The organism is Pseudoduganella aquatica, assembly GCF_009857595.1.
GTDB lineage: Bacteria > Pseudomonadota > Gammaproteobacteria > Burkholderiales > Burkholderiaceae_D > Rugamonas > Rugamonas aquatica_A.
In genome coordinates this window covers 1-16,433 of sequence record NZ_WWCU01000033.1, presented here as the reverse complement: position 1 = coordinate 16,433, position 16,433 = coordinate 1, and the positions used below count along the sequence as shown (strand labels likewise).

Annotated in this window: 16 protein-coding genes; 14 read left to right on the top strand and 2 right to left on the bottom strand. The window is 66.8% G+C overall.

Features of this window, described 5'->3' with window-relative positions:
* Positions 1-14: 14 nt before the first annotated feature.
* A complete protein-coding gene (locus tag GTP77_RS22750) occupies positions 15-701 on the top strand; it encodes a Crp/Fnr family transcriptional regulator (protein ID WP_161074442.1) in 687 nt (228 codons plus the stop codon).
* Between the two features lie 10 nt (positions 702-711).
* Positions 712-1,359 carry a carbonic anhydrase gene (locus GTP77_RS22745; protein ID WP_161074441.1) on the top strand — a complete coding sequence of 216 codons (648 nt, stop codon included), beginning with the start codon at positions 712-714 and terminating at the stop codon, positions 1,357-1,359.
* Here GTP77_RS22745 and GTP77_RS22740 read toward each other — a convergent pair.
* The gene (locus tag GTP77_RS22740) at positions 1,356-1,745 is read right to left on the bottom strand and encodes a hypothetical protein (protein ID WP_161074440.1); all 390 of its coding nucleotides are present in this window, start codon (positions 1,743-1,745) and stop codon (positions 1,356-1,358) included. The genes GTP77_RS22745 and GTP77_RS22740 overlap by 4 nt on opposite strands.
* A 221-nt stretch (positions 1,746-1,966) precedes the next feature.
* Here GTP77_RS22740 and GTP77_RS22735 point away from each other — a divergent pair, with 221 nt between their 5' ends.
* The 9 genes from GTP77_RS22735 to GTP77_RS22695 all read left to right on the top strand — a co-directional run bounded on the left by GTP77_RS22735 (position 1,967) and on the right by GTP77_RS22695 (position 13,738).
* Complete coding sequence (locus tag GTP77_RS22735) at positions 1,967-2,329, top strand: hypothetical protein (RefSeq protein ID WP_161074439.1); 363 nt, start codon at positions 1,967-1,969, stop codon at positions 2,327-2,329.
* 154 nt (positions 2,330-2,483) lie between these two features.
* Positions 2,484-6,191 carry a nitrate reductase subunit alpha gene (locus GTP77_RS22730; RefSeq protein ID WP_161074438.1) on the top strand — a complete coding sequence of 1,236 codons (3,708 nt, stop codon included), beginning with the start codon at positions 2,484-2,486 and terminating at the stop codon, positions 6,189-6,191.
* Positions 6,188-7,744, top strand: coding sequence for a nitrate reductase subunit beta (gene narH, locus GTP77_RS22725; protein WP_161074437.1), 1,557 nt, complete (start codon positions 6,188-6,190; stop codon positions 7,742-7,744). Before GTP77_RS22730 ends, narH begins: the two co-directional genes overlap by 4 nt.
* Entirely contained in the window at positions 7,737-8,438 is a 702-nt protein-coding gene (gene narJ / locus GTP77_RS22720; RefSeq protein ID WP_161074436.1) for a nitrate reductase molybdenum cofactor assembly chaperone, read from the top strand. Before narH ends, narJ begins: the two co-directional genes overlap by 8 nt.
* Positions 8,439-8,448: 10 nt before the next feature.
* On the top strand, positions 8,449-9,132 hold the full coding sequence (gene narI / locus GTP77_RS22715; protein WP_161074435.1) for a respiratory nitrate reductase subunit gamma: 684 nt from the start codon (positions 8,449-8,451) through the stop codon (positions 9,130-9,132).
* 12 nt (positions 9,133-9,144) lie between these two features.
* A complete protein-coding gene (locus tag GTP77_RS22710) occupies positions 9,145-9,909 on the top strand; it encodes a peptidylprolyl isomerase (RefSeq protein WP_161074434.1) in 765 nt (254 codons plus the stop codon).
* Between the two features lie 110 nt (positions 9,910-10,019).
* On the top strand, positions 10,020-10,994 hold the full coding sequence (gene moaA, locus GTP77_RS22705; RefSeq protein ID WP_161074486.1) for a GTP 3',8-cyclase MoaA: 975 nt from the start codon (positions 10,020-10,022) through the stop codon (positions 10,992-10,994).
* Between the two features lie 60 nt (positions 10,995-11,054).
* Entirely contained in the window at positions 11,055-13,049 is a 1,995-nt protein-coding gene (locus GTP77_RS22700) for a type IV pili methyl-accepting chemotaxis transducer N-terminal domain-containing protein (RefSeq protein WP_161074433.1), read from the top strand.
* 26 nt (positions 13,050-13,075) lie between these two features.
* Positions 13,076-13,738: a response regulator gene (locus GTP77_RS22695; protein WP_161074432.1), complete on the top strand. Its 663-nt coding sequence runs from the start codon at positions 13,076-13,078 to the stop codon at positions 13,736-13,738.
* A gap of 16 nt (positions 13,739-13,754) precedes the next feature.
* Here GTP77_RS22695 and GTP77_RS22690 read toward each other — a convergent pair whose 3' ends face one another.
* Entirely contained in the window at positions 13,755-14,006 is a 252-nt protein-coding gene (locus GTP77_RS22690) for a heavy-metal-associated domain-containing protein (protein WP_161074431.1), read from the bottom strand.
* A 183-nt stretch (positions 14,007-14,189) separates the two neighbouring features.
* On the opposite strand from GTP77_RS22690, the gene GTP77_RS22685 reads away from it, so the two are divergent.
* The 3 genes from GTP77_RS22685 to GTP77_RS22675 all read left to right on the top strand — a co-directional run.
* Complete coding sequence (locus GTP77_RS22685) at positions 14,190-15,410, top strand: NnrS family protein (RefSeq protein ID WP_161074430.1); 1,221 nt, start codon at positions 14,190-14,192, stop codon at positions 15,408-15,410.
* A 1-nt stretch (position 15,411) separates the two neighbouring features.
* Positions 15,412-15,825 (top strand): hemerythrin domain-containing protein, encoded by a 414-nt coding sequence (locus GTP77_RS22680; RefSeq protein ID WP_161074429.1) that lies wholly within the window; start codon positions 15,412-15,414, stop codon positions 15,823-15,825.
* Between the two features lie 93 nt (positions 15,826-15,918).
* The coding region (locus GTP77_RS22675) for a PAS domain-containing protein (protein ID WP_161074428.1) at positions 15,919-16,433 on the top strand (515 nt) is incomplete at its 3' end.

Here is a 16,433-nt window from a genome sequence, read left to right as displayed (position 1 = left end):
CGCTGGAGAACAATATGGACCGAAACAAAATCAAGCCGCAGACCTTTTTATCGCGCGTGCCGCTGTTTAACTCGCTGCAGGAGGAGGAGCTGGACCGCATCGCGCTGGGCTGCACCGAGCTGCGGGTGGCGCGCGGAGACCTGATCTTCAAGCGCGGCGACCCGTGCAACGGCTTCCACGTGGTGCTGTACGGCCGCGTCAAGCTGGCCTTCCATTCGGCCCAGGGCGCCGAGAAGGTGATCGAGCTGATAGGCCCGGGCCACAGCTTTGGCGAGGCGCTGATGTTCATGGGCAGCCCCTACATCGTCACCGCGCAGGCGACCGAGGACAGCCTGCTGCTGCACGTGGCCAAGCCGGCGATCTTCCGCGAGATTGAAAATGCGCCGTCCTTCGCCTGCAAGATGCTAGCTGGCCTGAGCCAGCGCATGCACGGCCTGATGTGCGACCTGGAGTCCTACGCGCTGCGCAGCGGCACCGAGCGGGTGGCGGCCTTCCTGCTCAAGCAGCCGGCGCAGGCCGCCGCCGGCGAGACCACGATCACGCTGCCCGTTTCAAAAGCGGTGCTGGCTTCGCGCCTGAGCCTCACGCCCGAGCATTTCTCTCGCATCATGGCCGAATTGAGCGCGCGCCATCTGATCGCGTTCAAGGGCCGCAAGGTGGCGATTCTGAACCAGGATGCGCTGCAGCAGTGCGCGGGATGAAGGAGGGAGCATGCAAGACATAGAAAAATTCGTGCAGGGATTCGGCCGCTTCCAGCAGCGCTACTTTGGCGACACCCATGCGCTGTACGACAGCCTGCGCGCGCGGCAGACCCCGGGCACGCTGCTGATAGGCTGCTGCGATTCGCGGGTCGATCCCATGCTGCTGACCGGCAGCGACCCGGGCGACCTGTTCGTGGTGCGCAATATCGCCAACCTGGTGCCGCCTTGCACGCCGGACGCGCCGCCCGGCGTGAGTTCGGCCATCGAGTTCGCGGTCTGCAATCTGGAGGTGGAGCGGGTGATTGTGCTGGGCCACGCGCGCTGCGGCGGCATCCGCGCTTTGATGGGGCCGCGCCAGCCGCAGGGGGAGACCGACTTTGTTGGGCGCTGGATGAAGATAGCCGAGCCGGTGGCGCGCCAGGTGCGCGGCACGCTGGGTCACCGCGGGCTGGACGAGCAGCACAAGGCCTGCGAGATGGCCAGCATCCTGCATTCGCTGGACAACCTGCTGACCTATCCGTGGATCAAGCGCCGCGTGGACGAGGGCAAGCTCAAGCTGCACGGCTGGTACTTCGACATTGAAAGCGGCGCGCTGATGGCCTACTCGGCACGCCGCCAGCAGTTCCTGCCGCTGGTCTGTCCGCTGACGCGGCCTTAGGCGGGTTCGGGCCGCAGCAGGCGGCCCTGGCGGTCGAAGGCCAGCATCCACTCCAGCTGGCCTTCCCGGATGGCGCGCAGCATGCGGCGCAGCGCCTGTTCCACCGTGGCCGCCGCAGGCTGCGCGCCGGCCTCGCCGGCAAGGGCGCTCACCATCACCATATCCCACTGGGCGCCGATCTCGGCGGCTTCGCCGGCCAGCTGGCCGAAGCTTTCCACCTCGCCGGACGGCTTGTCCGCGCACATCACGGGCACCAGCGTCTGCGGCGCGTCCTGGCCCACGTGGCCGGGCGCGGATTCGGCCATGCTGAACGCGAACAGCAGGCGCTGTGGCTGTTCCTGCGCGGCGGCAGCGGCTAGCAGGTCTTCAAAACTGGCGATATTCATCTGTTTTCCTTGTCGGTTGTTTGAGGTTGCAGCCGCGCGTTGCGGCCATGCCATAGGTATAGCGCAGGCGGCGTCCGGTGCATATAGGCGGTCGGCATGAGGGGAACTAGGCACTCCGCACGAGAGGGCGTGCCGCCCGGCCGCGCTTGATGCACATCAAGGCGCTGCGGCCGCGCGCTGCAGAAAATGGCCGCGCGGGGAAAGCCCGTCCACATGGAGGAATGATGTTCAGATCACAGACACGCGCGCCGCTGTCCCCGGCAGTGCAGGCCGGCACGCTGGCGCTGCTGGCGGCGCTGCTGCTGGCCCAGGCGCGCGAACAGCCGCTGCCGCCCGCCGCCTGCGGAAGCGCGCAGGACGCTGCGGCGGCGCAGATCCGCTACCAGGATGGCGCCACGGTTTGCTATGCCAGCCAGGAGGCCATGCTGGCGGCGCTGGCCGCGCCGGATCAGCCGGGCTTCGTGCGCGCGGTCTATGTGCGCGCGGGGGATGGCGCCGCTGCACCTTCCGCGTCCTGGCGCTGGCTGGACCAGCGCACCTTGATGGTGGCTGCCCGGCGCGCGTCCCTAGTCACAAAGGACTAGGCTTGCTACTCCTTCTCGCCGCGTCGAACGCACTTATTGCCGATTTCCAAGGACGCGCCGTCTTCGTAGACTGGCTTCCATCGACGGCTCCATGCATGTTGCATGGAGCGGTGTTTATATCCCGGCGCCGCCAAGGCGCCAGCGAGGAGCCAGCATGAGTCATTTTTTGGATCGCCTGAATTTCTTCAGCAAGGCCAGGTCGACCTTTTCCAACGGCCACGGCGCCGTGGTGGACGAGGACCGCACCTGGGAAAACGCCTACCGCCAGCGTTGGCAGCACGACAAGATCGTGCGCTCCACGCACGGCGTTAACTGCACCGGCTCCTGCAGCTGGAAGGTGTATGTGAAGAACGGGCTGATTACCTGGGAAACCCAGCAGACCGATTACCCCCGTACGCGCCCGGACCTGCCCAACCACGAGCCGCGCGGCTGCCCGCGCGGCGCCAGCTATTCCTGGTATGTGTATTCGGCCCAGCGCGTGAAGTACCCCATGGTGCGCGGCCGCCTGATGGACATGTGGCGCGATGCGCGCCGCACCATGGACCCCATCACCGCCTGGGAATACATCAGCCAGAACCCCGCCCGCGCCGCCAGCTACAAATCGGTGCGCGGCCTGGGCGGCTTCGTGCGCGCCTCGTGGGACGACGCCAACGAGATGATCGCCGCCGCCAACGCGCTTACCATCAAGAAATACGGCCCGGACCGCATCGTCGGCTTCTCGCCGATTCCCGCCATGTCCATGGTCAGCTACGCAGCCGGCACGCGCTACCTGTCGCTGATAGGCGGCGTGGCGTTGAGCTTCTACGACTGGTACTGCGACCTGCCGCCGGCCAGCCCGCAGGTATGGGGCGAGCAGACCGACGTGCCGGAATCGGCCGACTGGTACAACTCCACCTACCTGATGGTGTGGGGCTCCAACGTGCCCATGACGCGCACGCCCGACGCCCACTTCTACACCGAGGTGCGCTACAAGGGCACCAAGACGGTGGCCGTGTCGTCCGACTTCGGCGAGATGGCCAAGTTCGGCGACATCTGGCTGGCGCCCAAGCAGGGCACGGACGCCGCACTGGCCATGGCCATGGGCCACGTCATCCTGAAGGAATTCCACACCGAAGGCCAGTCCAAATACTTCAAGGAGTACGCCAAGCAGTACACCGACTTCCCCATGCTGGTGCTGCTCAAGGAACATAACGGCCACCTGGCGCCGGACTACTTCCTGCGCGCTTCGCACCTGGACAAGAGCCTGGACGAGACCAACAACCCCGAGTGGAAAACGCTGGTCATTGATGAAACGAGCGGCGCCATCGTGGCGCCTGCCGGCTCCATCGGCTTCCGCTGGGGCGAGTCCGGCAAGTGGAACCTGGAGATGAAGCAGGGCGGCAACGGCCAGCCTGTCGATCCGCAGCTGTCCCTGCTGGGCGCTTGCGACGAAGTGCTGCCGGTGGCCTTCCCTTACTTCGGCGGCAAGGACGCTTCCGACATCCTGCTGCGCAACGTGCCCGTCAAGCGCCTGGCGCTGGCGGACGGCAGCACCGCGCTGGTGGCCACCGTGTTCGACCTGACCATGGCCAACTACGGCGTGGACCGCGGCCTGGGCGGCGGCAACGTGGCGTCCAGCTACGCGGACGACGTGCCCTACACGCCGGCCTGGCAGGTCAAGCACACCGGCGTGAAGGCGGCCGACGTCATCACCGTGGCGCGCCAGTTCGCCGAGAACGCGGACCAGACGCGCGGCAAGAGCATGGTCATCGTGGGCGCCGCGCTGAACCACTGGTACCACATGGACATGACCTATCGCGGCATCATCAATATGCTGATGATGTGCGGCTGCATCGGCCAGTCCGGCGGCGGCTGGGCGCATTACGTGGGCCAGGAGAAGCTGCGTCCGCAAACCGGCTGGACTCCGCTGGCTTTCGCGCAGGACTGGAACCGTCCCATGCGCCAGATGAACGGCACCTCCTTCTTCTACGCCCACACCAGCCAGTGGCGCCATGAGAAGCTGCACACCGACGAGATCGCTTCGCCGCTGGCGGGCGGCGACGTGGCGCCGATGACGCTGCTGGACTACAACGCCAAGGCCGAGCGCCTGGGCTGGCTGCCTTCCGCGCCGCAGCTGGAAACCAATCCGCTGCAAGTGACGCGCGCCGCTGCGGAAGCCGGCATGGCGCCGGCCGAGTATGCGGTGCAGCAGATCAAGGAAGGCAAGCTGAATTTCTCCTGCGACGATCCGGACAATCCCGCCAACTTCCCGCGCAATATGTTTGTGTGGCGCTCCAACATCCTGGGCAGCTCGGGCAAGGGCCACGAGTACTTCCTGAAGTATTTGCTGGGCACGCAGAACGCGCTGATGAGCGACGAGGACCATTGCATCAAGCCGCGCGACGTGAAGGTCCGTCCCGCCGCCGAGGGCAAGCTGGACCTGCTGGTGGTGCTGGACTTCCGCATGTCCACCACCTGCCTGTACGGCGACATCGTGCTGCCCACCGCCACCTGGTACGAGAAGGACGACCTGAACACGTCCGACATGCACCCCTTCATCCACCCGCTGTCCGAGGCCGTGCAGCCGCTGTGGCAGTCGCGTTCGGACTGGGAGATCTACAAGGGTCTGGCCAAGAAGTTCGAGGAAATCGCCGGCCCCTACCTCGGCACCCAGCAGGACCTGGTGCTCACGCCGCTGATGCACGACACCCCCGGCGAACTGGGCCAGCCTTTCGATCCCAAGGACTGGCGCGCAGGCGAGTGCGAACCCGTGCCGGGCAAGACCATGCCCAACTTCACGCTGGTGGAGCGCGACTACACGCAGATCTACAAGAAGTTCACCTCCATCGGCCCGCTGCTGGAAAAACTGGGCAACGGCGGCAAGGGCATAGGCTGGAAAACCGGCCACGAGGTCGAGGTGCTGCGCGGTATCAACCGCACGGTGCTGGCCGAGGGCGTGAGCCAGGGCCAGCCCCGCCTGGACACCGCCATCGACGCGGCCGAGATGATTTTGTCGCTGGCGCCGGAAACCAACGGCCACGTGGCGGTCAAGGCCTGGGAGGCGCTGTCGAAGATTACGGGCCGCGACCACACCCACCTGGCGCTGCCGCGCGAGCATGACAGCATCCGCTTCCGCGACGTGCAGGCGCAGCCGCGCAAGATCATTTCCTCGCCCACCTGGTCCGGCCTGGAATCGGAAGAGGTGAGCTACAACGCCTGCTACACCAATGTGCACGAACTGATCCCGTGGCGCACGCTGACCGGCCGCCAGCAGTTCTACCAGGACCACCGCTGGATGCGCGACTTCGGCGAGGGCCTGTGCGTGTACAAGCCGGCCATCAACACCAAGACCACGGCGGCCACGCTGGGCGCCAAACCGAACGGCAACAAGGAAATTGCGCTGAACTTCATCACGCCGCATCAGAAGTGGGGCATCCACTCCACCTATTCGGACAACCTGCGCATGCTGACCCTGTCGCGCGGCGGCCCGCACGTGTGGCTGTCCGAGACCGACGCCAAGTCGGCCGGCATCGTCGACAACGACTGGATCGAGGTGTTCAACGTGAACGGCACGCTGACGGCGCGCGCCATCGTCAGCCAGCGCGTCCCCGAGGGCATGACGCTGATGTACCACGCACAGGAAAAAATCGTCAACACGCCGGGCGCGGAAATGTCGGGCAAGCGTGGCGGCATACACAACTCGGTCACGCGCGCCGTAACCAAGCCGACCCACATGATAGGCGGCTACGCGCAGCTGTCGTGGGGCTTTAACTACTACGGCACCGTGGGATCGAACCGCGACGAATTCGTCCTGGTGCGCAAGATGAACAAGGTTGACTGGCTGGAAGGCCCGCTGGTGGAAAAACAAGGGAGCATGGCATGAAAATACGCGCACAAATCGGCATGGTGCTGAACCTGGACAAGTGCATCGGCTGCCATACCTGCTCGGTCACGTGCAAGAACGTGTGGACCAGCCGCGACGGCGTGGAGTACGCCTGGTTCAACAACGTGGAGACCAAGCCAGGTATCGGCTATCCCAAGCAGTGGGAGAACCAGGACAAGTGGAACGGCGGCTGGCGCCGCACGGACGCGGGCAAGATCGAGCCGCGCCAGGGCAGCCGCCTGAAGATCCTGGCCAATATCTTCGCCAATCCCAATCTGCCGCAGATCGACGAGTACTACGAGCCCTTCACCTACGACTACGAGCGCCTGCAGAACGCGCCGTTGTCGGAGACGCCGCCCACCGCGCGGCCCATCTCGGTGCTGACCGGGAAGAAGATGGACAAGATCGAGTGGGGTCCGAATTGGGAAGATGACCTGGGCGGCGAATTCGCCCAGCGCAGCCAGGACAAGCTGTTCGACAATATGCAGAAGGAGATGTACGGCACCTTCGAGAACACCTTCATGATGTATCTGCCTCGCCTGTGCGAGCATTGCCTGAACCCGACCTGCGTGGCGTCCTGCCCGTCCGGTTCGGTGTACAAGCGCGAGGACGACGGCATCGTGCTGATCGACCAGGACAAGTGCCGCGGCTGGCGCATGTGCATCTCCGGCTGCCCGTACAAGAAGATCTACTACAACTGGTCTTCCGGCAAGGCCGAGAAGTGCACCTTCTGCTACCCGCGCATCGAGGCGGGCCAGCCCACGGTGTGCTCGGAAACCTGCGTGGGCCGCATCCGCTACCTGGGCGTGCTGCTGTACGACGCGGACCGCATCGAAGCGGCGGCCTCGGTGGCCGACGAGCGCGACCTGTATCCTTCGCAGCTCGGCCTGTTCCTGGACCCGCACGACCCGGCCATCATCGAGGAAGCGCGCCGCCAGGGCATCCCGGACGCGTGGCTGGAATCGGCCAAGCGTTCGCCGGTGTACAAGATGGCGGTGGAGTGGAAGGTGGCTTTCCCGCTGCATCCGGAATACCGCACGCTGCCCATGGTGTGGTACATCCCGCCGCTGTCGCCCATCCAGGCGGCGGCCGAGTCGGGCAAGCTGGGCAAGAACGGCATCCTGCCGGACACGCAAAGCCTGCGCATCCCGGTGCAATACCTGGCCAATCTGCTGACGGCGGGCGACCAGGCGCCGGTGCTCAAGGCGCTGGACCGCATGCTGGCCATGCGCGCCTATATGCGCGGCAAGAGCGTGGAGGGCGTGGAGCTGCTGGACGTGCTGAAGCAGGTGGGGCTGGACAAGGCCACGGTGGAGGATATGTACCACATCATGGCCATCGCGAATTACGAGGACCGCTTCGTCATTCCGAGCAGCCACAAGGAAATGGCCGAGGACAGCTTCAACGACAAGGGCAGCTGCGGCTTCAGCTTCGGCAACGGTTGCTCGGACGGCGTGAGCGACTCCAGCCTGTTCGGCAAGCGCAAGCACGGCTCGGCCATCTTCATGTCCATGCCCAAGTCGCGCAAGAAAAAGGAGGCGCTCGATGTCTGAGATGAACACCCATGAAGGCATGCGCGGCCTGCGAGTGCTGTCCGCGCTGCTGCTCTACCCGGAAGCGGAAATGCTGGAGGCGCTGCCGGAGCTGCGCGCGGCGCTGGACGGCCAGCCTTATTGGCAGGCGCGCCTGCAGCCGCTGTTCGCCCACCTGGGCGGCACGCCGCTGATCGCGCTGCAGCAGGAGTATGTGCAGACCTTCGACCGCAGCCCGTCGCATTCGCTGCACCTGTTCGAGCACATCCACGGCGAATCGCGCGACCGTGGCCAGGCCATGGTGGACCTGCTGGCCGAGTACAGCAAGCACGGCCTGCAAATGGTGGGCGACGACCTGCCGGACTACGTGCCGCTGTTCCTGGAGTTCCTGTCGCAGCAGGACGAGGCCACGGCGCTGCCCCTGCTGGGCGACGCCATCCACGTGCTGGCCCACCTGGGCCGCAAGCTGCGCGCTTCGGCCAGCCCCTATGCCTGCGTGTTCGACCTGGTTGAAACGCTGAGCCCGGTGGCGCCCGAGGAGTTGAGCGAGCCGCCGGTGCGCGACATGGACGAGGCGCTGGAAACCTTCGGCCCCGGCGCGGACGGCGTCGAGCCGCTGCTGGCCAGCGCCGCCATGGGCGCGGCCGGCCCCATCGCCGGCGGCCAGCAAGCCATCCATTTTTACCCGCGCGCGGCCGCCGCGCCGCAAGCCTGAGGAGAAAACCATGAATTATCTGCATCAATTTCTGTTCGGGATCTACCCCTATATCGCGCTGGCGGTGTTCCTGCTGGGCAGCCTGATACGCTTCGACCGCGAGCAGTACAGCTGGCGTTCCGAGTCCAGCCAGGTGCTGCACACGGGCCTGCTGCGCTGGGGCAGCCCGCTGTTCCACCTGGGCGTGATCGGCCTGCTGGGCGGCCACGCGGCCGGCCTGCTGACGCCGGTGTGGGTATGGGACGCGCTGGGTGTGAGCCACGGCGCCAAGCAGCTGGTGGCGATGGCGGCCGGCGGCCTGATGGGTTCGCTGTGCCTGGTCGGCCTGCTGATGCTGCTGGCGCGCCGTTTCAGCAACGACCGCGTGCGCCACGGCACCAGCCTGAAGGACAAGGTCGTGCTGCTGTGGCTGCTGGCCACCTTGCTGCTGGGCCTGAGCTCCATCTTCGCCTCGGCCTCGCATCTGGACGGCCACATGATGGTGCTGCTGATGAGCTGGGCGCAGCACGTGGTGACCTTCCGCGGCGACGCCGCCAGCTTCATCGTGGACGCGCCGCTGGTGTTCAAGCTGCACCTGTTCATGGGCATGTCGCTGTTCGTCATCTTCCCCTTCACCCGCCTGGTGCATGTGTGGAGCGGCTTCGGCGCGCTCGGCTATCTGAACCGCGCCTTCCAGCTGGTGCGTTCGCGCTAAAGGAGAGACATCATGGGTATAGCCGTCAACGGTATCGACATTACGGATGCGCAGATCGCCAGCGAGCTGCCACACCACCAGCAGGCCGCCAATCCGCTCAAGCAGGCGGTGCATGAGGTGGTGCTGCGCCAGCTGCTGCTGCAGGAGGCGGCGCGGCTGGGCGTGGGCGCCGGGCTGGAGGGCCAGGCCGTCAGCGAGGACGACGTGATCGAGGCGCTGTTCGAGCTGGAGCTGCGCGTGCCGCCGGTCAACGACGAAGCGTGCCGCCGCTACTACCAGGGCCGGCTGGAACGCTACCGCACCGGCGCCATGGTGGAAGCGCGCCACATCCTGTTCCAGGTGACGCCGGCGGCGCCGCTGGAGCTGCTGCGCCAGACCGCCGGGCTGCTGCTGGCCGAGCTGCAGGAAAGACCGGAGCGCTTCGAGGAACTGGCGCGCAGCTATTCCAACTGCCCCTCGGGCGCGGTGGGCGGCAGCCTGGGCCAGCTGCAAAAGGGTCAGTGCGTGCCGGAATTCGAGGCGCTGCTGTTCCGCCTGCAGCCGGGCGAGCTGGCCGGGCGCCTGCTTGAAACGCGCTTCGGCCTGCATATCGTGCAGGCGCTGCGCAGCGATCCGGGCCACCTGGTGCCTTACGAGGCGGTGGCGGCGCAGATAGCGGACGAGCTGGGCCGCCAGGCCTGGCAGCGCGCGCTGCACCAGTATCTGCGCATACTGGCCGGCCGCGCCGCCATCGAAGGCGTGGAACTGGAAGGGGCGGACTCGCCGCTGGTGCAGTGAACGCGGGCGGACTAGTCATTTCGGCCTAGTCCGCCTAGTCCTTCATGGGCAATGGCAAGGGCCGGCCGCGCCGCTACAATCGGCCTTATTGAGAGTGAAGGAGCATGACGATGTTAAGCGACCGGTTTGGCCGTAGCATCGACTACCTGCGGGTGTCGGTGACGGATCGCTGCGATTTGCGTTGCACGTATTGCATGCCCAAGGATTTCAAAGGCTTCGAACCGCCGCCGGACTGGCTCAGTTTCGAGGAAATCGGTCGGGTGGTGGGCGCCTTTGCGCGCCTGGGCACGCGCCGCGTGCGCCTGACCGGCGGCGAACCGCTGACGCGGCGCGGCCTGCCGCAGCTGGCGGCCAGCCTGGCCGCCTTGCCCGGCGTGGCGGATTTGTCGCTGTCGACCAACGCCACCCGGCTGGCGCGCCACGCGCTGGCGCTGCGCGCGGCCGGCGTAACCCGCCTGAACGTGAGCCTGGATGCGCTGGACCGCGAGGCCATGTGCAGCATCACCGGGCGCGACAGCCTGCCGTCCATCCTGGAAGGCCTGGCCGCCGCCAGGGAGGCGGGCTTCGACCCGATCAAGATCAATATGGTGGCCATGCGCGGCGTGAACGACAGCCAGATCGATGCCATGGTGGAATTCTGCATCGCGCAGCGCTTCATGCTGCGGCTGATCGAAGTCATGCCCATGGGCGCCACCGGGCAGGACAGCAGTTTCATGGACCTGGCGCCGGTGCAGCGCCGCCTGCAGCTGCGCTTCGGGCTGCGGCCGCAGGCGCTGGAACTGGGCGGCGGACCGGCGCGCTACCTGTGCACGCCGGACGGCGCGGTCAGCATCGGCTTTATCACGCCGCTGTCGCAGCACTTCTGCGCCACCTGCAACCGGGTGCGGCTGTCGGTGGACGGCACTTTGTACCTGTGCCTGGGGCAGGAGGAGAAATTCGAGCTGCGGCCCCTGCTGCGCGGCGGCGCCAGCGATGCCCAACTGGAGCAGGCGATCCGCGCCGCCATCGAACTGAAGCCGGAACAGCACGATTTCGGCCGCCAGCCGGAAAAGATCATCCGCTTCATGTCGCAAACCGGGGGCTAGCAAGCAAGCGCTGCCGTGTATACTTCATGCAAGCTCGCAGGGCGCAACAAGGGGAACGGCATGGCAGCAGATTTGGGAGCAGGCACTTTGGCCACCGCGGAAGCGGCGGCCCCGCCGCGCCACGCGCCCCTGTTCGCGGCCTGGCAGCGCCTGTCGACGCGCATCGTCGGCGTGCTGCTGAGTTTCCTGGCCGTGGCGCTGGTGGTGATAGGCGCCACGCTGCTGCTGTCCTGGCAGCTCGAGGGCAGCGCCGCCGCCATCAATGTGACGGGCAGCCTGCGCATGCACAGTTACCGTATGGGCATGTTGCTGACCAATATGCCGGCCCGGCCGGACGTGGCGGCCGCGCGCGAGGAAGTGCGTTTGCAAGCCGGACTCATCAGTGACACCCTGACCCAGCTGCGCCACGGCGACCCGCGCCGCCCGCTGTTCCTGCCGCCCGCCGCCGCCATCCGTGGCAATTTCGAGCTGGTGGAGCGCCAATGGCGCGAGGAACTGGCGCCGCTGGCCGGCACGCTGCTGCGCCAGCAAAGCCTGAGCGCCACCGACGCGCGCATGCTGGAAGGCCGAACGGCCCGCTTCGTGGCGGCCGCCGACGCCCTGGTGCAGCAGATCGAACACGACAGCGAGGAGCGCACCTTCTGGCTGCGCGGCTCTCAGCTGATGCTGCTGGCGCTGGCCATGGTGGGCACGGTCAGCATCATCTACCTGTTCTTCAATATGATCGTCACGCCGGTCACGCGCTTGCAGGCCGGCATGGAGCGCATGCGTGAGCGCGACTTCGAGGTGCGCCTGCCGGTGGACAGCCAGGACGAACTGGGCCAGCTCACGAACGGCTTCAACCAGATGGCCGACCGCCTGCAGCACGTGTACGGCGGGCTGAACGAGCTGGTCAGCACCAAGACCGCCGCGCTGGAGGGACAGAACCGCGAACTGGCGCTGCTGTACGACAGTGCCGCCTTCCTGCAGCAGCCCCAGCCCGCCGAAGCCTTGTGCGAAGGTTTCCTGCAGCGCCTGATCAGCTATTTCGGCGCCGACGGCGGCACCGTGCGCATGCTGGACCCGCTGCGCGGCAACCTGCACCTGCTGGTGCACCAGGGCATTTCCCCCGAGCTGGTGGAGGACGAGCGCTGCATCAAGGTGGGCGACTGCCTGTGCGGCGACGCCGTGGAGCGCAAGGTGGCCGTGGTGCATGACATGCGCCGCATCGACCCGGCGCTGTCGCTGCGCTGCCACCGCGAAGGCTACGCCACCGTGTCCGTGTTCCACATCTACGCGCAGCAGCAGCACCTGGGCTTTTTCAATCTGCATTTCCGCGAGCCCACTGTCATCGATGAAGGTCGCCGCGCCTTGCTCGACACCCTGGGCCAGCTGCTCGGCACCGCCATCGAGAACCGCCGCCTGGCCGGGCGCGAACGCGAGATGGCCATATCCGAAGAGCGCAACCTGGTGGCGCAGGGCCTGCATGACAGCATCGCCCAGGGGCTGAACTTCCTGCACCTGCAGGTGCAGATGCTGGAGCAGTCGCTGCGCGCCGGCGAGCAGGAGGAGGCGGCCGCCATCGTGCCGGCGCTGCGCGCGGGCGTCGAGGAGAGCTATCAGGACGTGCGCGAGCTGCTGCACAACTTCCGCGCCCGGCTGCCGGAGGGGAGCATCGCCACCTCGCTGCAGGAAACGGTGGACAAATTCCGCCGCCAGACCGGCATACCGGTGGAACTGGCGGCCGACAGCGACGGCGCGCCGCTGCCGCGCGAGCAGCAGCTGCAACTGCTGTTCATCGTGCAAGAGGCGCTGTCCAATGTGCGCAAGCACGCGGGCGCCAGCAAGGTGAAGGTGAGCCTGAGCGACCGCCAGGATTTCATCCTCAGCATCGAGGACAACGGGGCCGGCTTCGTGCTGGACGAGCTGCCCGCGCGCGGCGAAGGCCATGTGGGCATCCACATCATGCGCGAGCGGGCGCAGCGCATCGGCGCGCAGCTCAGCGTGCAGTCGCGCCCTGGTGAGGGCACCCGCGTCGAGCTGCATCTGCCGCGGGCGCTGCGCCGCGCCGCCTGAAACCAATTTTGTAGAGAGGTCTTGATATGCAAACTGCCGATAAACCGATCACCGTGCTGCTGGTGGACGACCACACGCTGTTCCGCAGCGGCGTGAAGTCCCTGCTGCAGCGGCACCCGGAATTCGTCGTGGTGGGCGAGGCGGCGGACGGCGTGGAGGGCATCAAGCGCGCCCAACAGCTGCAGCCCCAGGTGGTGCTGCTGGACCTGAACATGCCCGGCATGTCGGGCGTGGAAACCTTGCAGCTGATGCAGCAGGACTGCCCGGACAGCGCCATCGTCATGCTCACCGTGTCCGAGGACGCGACCGACCTGTCGGTGGCGCTGCGGGCCGGCGCGTCCGGCTATCTGCTGAAAAATATCGATACCGAAGCGCTCACGCGGGCGATACGGCGCGCGGCCGATGGCCAGACCGTGGTGGCGGAGGCGATGACGGCCAAGCTGGTGGCCCAGCTGCACGGCGCGCCGGCCACCCCGGCCGCGTCGGAGCTGGACAAGCTCACGCCGCGCGAGCGCGACATCATTGCCGGCCTGGCGCGCGGCGAGAGCAACAAGCTGATCGCGCGTTCGCTCGAGCTGTCGGAAAGCACGGTGAAGATCCACGTGCAGAACGTGCTGAAGAAGCTCAAGCTGAACAGCCGCGTGCAAGCGGCCGTGTATGCGGTGGAGCACCGCCTGTCCGAACGCTGAGCGGGCGGGGGCGGACTCAACCGCCGCAGCAGCCCCCGCAGCAACCGCCGCCGGTACCCGCCGGTTCGGCCGGATAGCCCGCCTGGGCCAGGCTGCCGGCCAGCGAGGCCGGCGTGGCTTTGTCCGCGTCGTACCGTACGCTGGCCAGGCTGTTGAGCAGCGAGACGCGCACGTCGCTCACGCCGCCGATGCCGGCCAGGACATTGGCCACCTTGTCGGCGCAAGCCTCGCCGTTCATGCCGTTGATGCGCAATACTGCGTTTTCCATTTTCGTTCTCCCGATGTCGATAAGTGCCGCCAGCGTAAGCCAAGCGCGGCCTGCGGTCGATGAGAAAAGTGTGCGTCGCAGCCTTATTTCCGCATTCCTTAACATGGATCATCTTTGCCCTTCGCCGCGCTTCACAAGCGTTGCGCCCGGGCAGAAAATGAAGTTTTACGGAGCACGAGAATCATGAGCCTGCTACATATCGACGAGCCTGCCGCAGCGCTGCACAGCGCCGGCCACTTCAGCAGCCATCCCTTGTGGCGGCTGGGCTTCCGGCCCTTCTACCTGGCCGCCGCGCTGTTCGCCGCGCTGGCTGTGCCACTGTGGGTAGCCCGGCTGTATGGCTGGCTGGACGGCTCCCTCGCCGCCAACGTGGGGCTGTCCTGGCATATGCATGAGATGGTGTTCGGTATGGCCAGCGCCGTCATCGTCGGCTTCCTGTACACGGCGGGCCGCAACTGGACCGGGCTGTGGACCCCGGTCGGCGGCAGGCTGGCTGCGCTGCTGGGCCTGTGGCTGGCGGGCAGGGCGGCCATGCTGCTGGCCCCGCCCGCGCTTGCGGCGCTGGTGGACACGCTGTTCCTGCCGGTGGCAGCCTGGCCGCTGTTCAGCGTGATGCGCCGGGCCGGCAACCGCCGCAACTATTTCCTGGTTGGCTTGCTGGGCCTGCTGGCTGCGGCCAATGCCTGCTACCACGCCGCAGTGCTGGGCTGGCTGGCGCTGGCGCCGGCGGCATCGGTGCAAGCGGCCATCCTGGTGATCGTGGTGATGGAATCGGCCATCGGCACCCGCGTCATTCCCATGTTCACCCGCAACGGCGCGCCGGGCAGCGCGCCTGCCAGCCATGTGCGAACCGACCAGGTGTCGATCGCGCTGCTGGCGGCCAGCGCGCTGGCGTGGACGGTGGGCGCCCCGGCCTGGCTGCTGGCGCCGCTGGCCGCCGCCGCAGGCGTCCTGGCGCTGTTGCGGCTATGGCGCTGGCAGCCGCAGCGCACGCTGCGCTTGCCGCTGCTGTGGATACTGCATCTGTCCTACGCCTGGATAGGCGTGGGCATGCTGCTGCTGGCCCTGTCCGCGCTGGGCATGGCGGCGCCCGGCGCGGCTTTCCACGCGCTGGCGGTGGGCTCGATGGCGGGCCTGATCCTGGGCATGATGACGCGCACCACGCTGGGCCATACCGGCCGCATGCTCAAGGCGAGGCGGGCGGAAAGCGCGATCTTCGTGCTGATCCAGCTGGGCGCGCTGGCTCGCGTGGCGGCGGCCTTGCTGGACGCTGCGTGGGCGGGGCCGCTGCATGCCGCCCTGGTGCTGCTGAGCGCGGCCGGCTGGAGCACCGCTTTCGCCGTGTATGCGCTGGTGTACGCGCCGTATCTGGCGGGCGCCCGCATCGACGGCAAGGAGGGCTGACATGGGACGCGCTCACGCCACGCTGGACAAGACGGCGGACGACGCGCCGTCCGATATCGCCCTGTTTGCGGAGGTGCACGATGTGCTGCTGGAGCAGGTGGCGCTGCTGCAAGAGCGTTCCGGTCCGAAGATGATGGCGGGCCTGGCCGAACTGATCGAGGACTTCGCAGCGGACTTCGCGTTGGAGGAGGGCTTGATGGGCGTGCTCGAGTGCAAGGCGCGCAATCAGCACGCGGCGCAGCACGATGCGCTGCTGCACTGGCTGCGTTCTTTGCTGCACGGCGACGAGGCCGTCTGCCGCACGGCGCTGGACGAACTGCCGGCCTGGTTCCACTGGCATCTGGAAACCTCGGATATGGCGCTGGCCGTGGCGCTGCATGGAGCGGGCAGCGCCCAGGGCAAACTGTTTTTGTGAATTTCTTGATCCAGGTTAAGTAAAGACTCATCGAGGCTTCACAATTGTTATTGTCGCGCAGATAATTCCGTTGCTTTTTTGATGAGGAATCGTATGCGTAACCTTCAGCCTGGCGGCAGCCGCGAGTACGTTTTGCGCGATGACGAGACGATCGTCTCCAAGACCGATTTGCGGGGCAATATCACTTATGTGAACCTGGACTTTTGCAAGATCAGCGGCTTTACCGCCGAGGAGCTGCTGGGGGCGCCGCAGAGCATCGTGCGGCATCCGGACATGCCGAAGGAAGCGTTTGCGGATCTGTGGCGCACCATCCGTGCCGGCAAGGCCTGGACCGGGCTGGTGAAGAACCGCTGCAAGAACGGCGATTTCTACTGGGTGGAGGCGAACGCCGCGCCCCTGATCGAAGGGGGCCGGGTGGTGGGCTACACGTCCATACGGGTCAAGCCCGCGCGCGCCAAGGTGGAAGCGGCGGACGCAGCCTACAGCGCCATCCGCACCGGCGGTTCGCGGCTGGGGGTGCGCGATGGCGCCGTCGTGCCGCAGCGCTTGCTCGCTGCGCTGGGGCGGCGGCTGGACTTGCCGGTCGGCGCGCGCCTGGGCGCCATGGC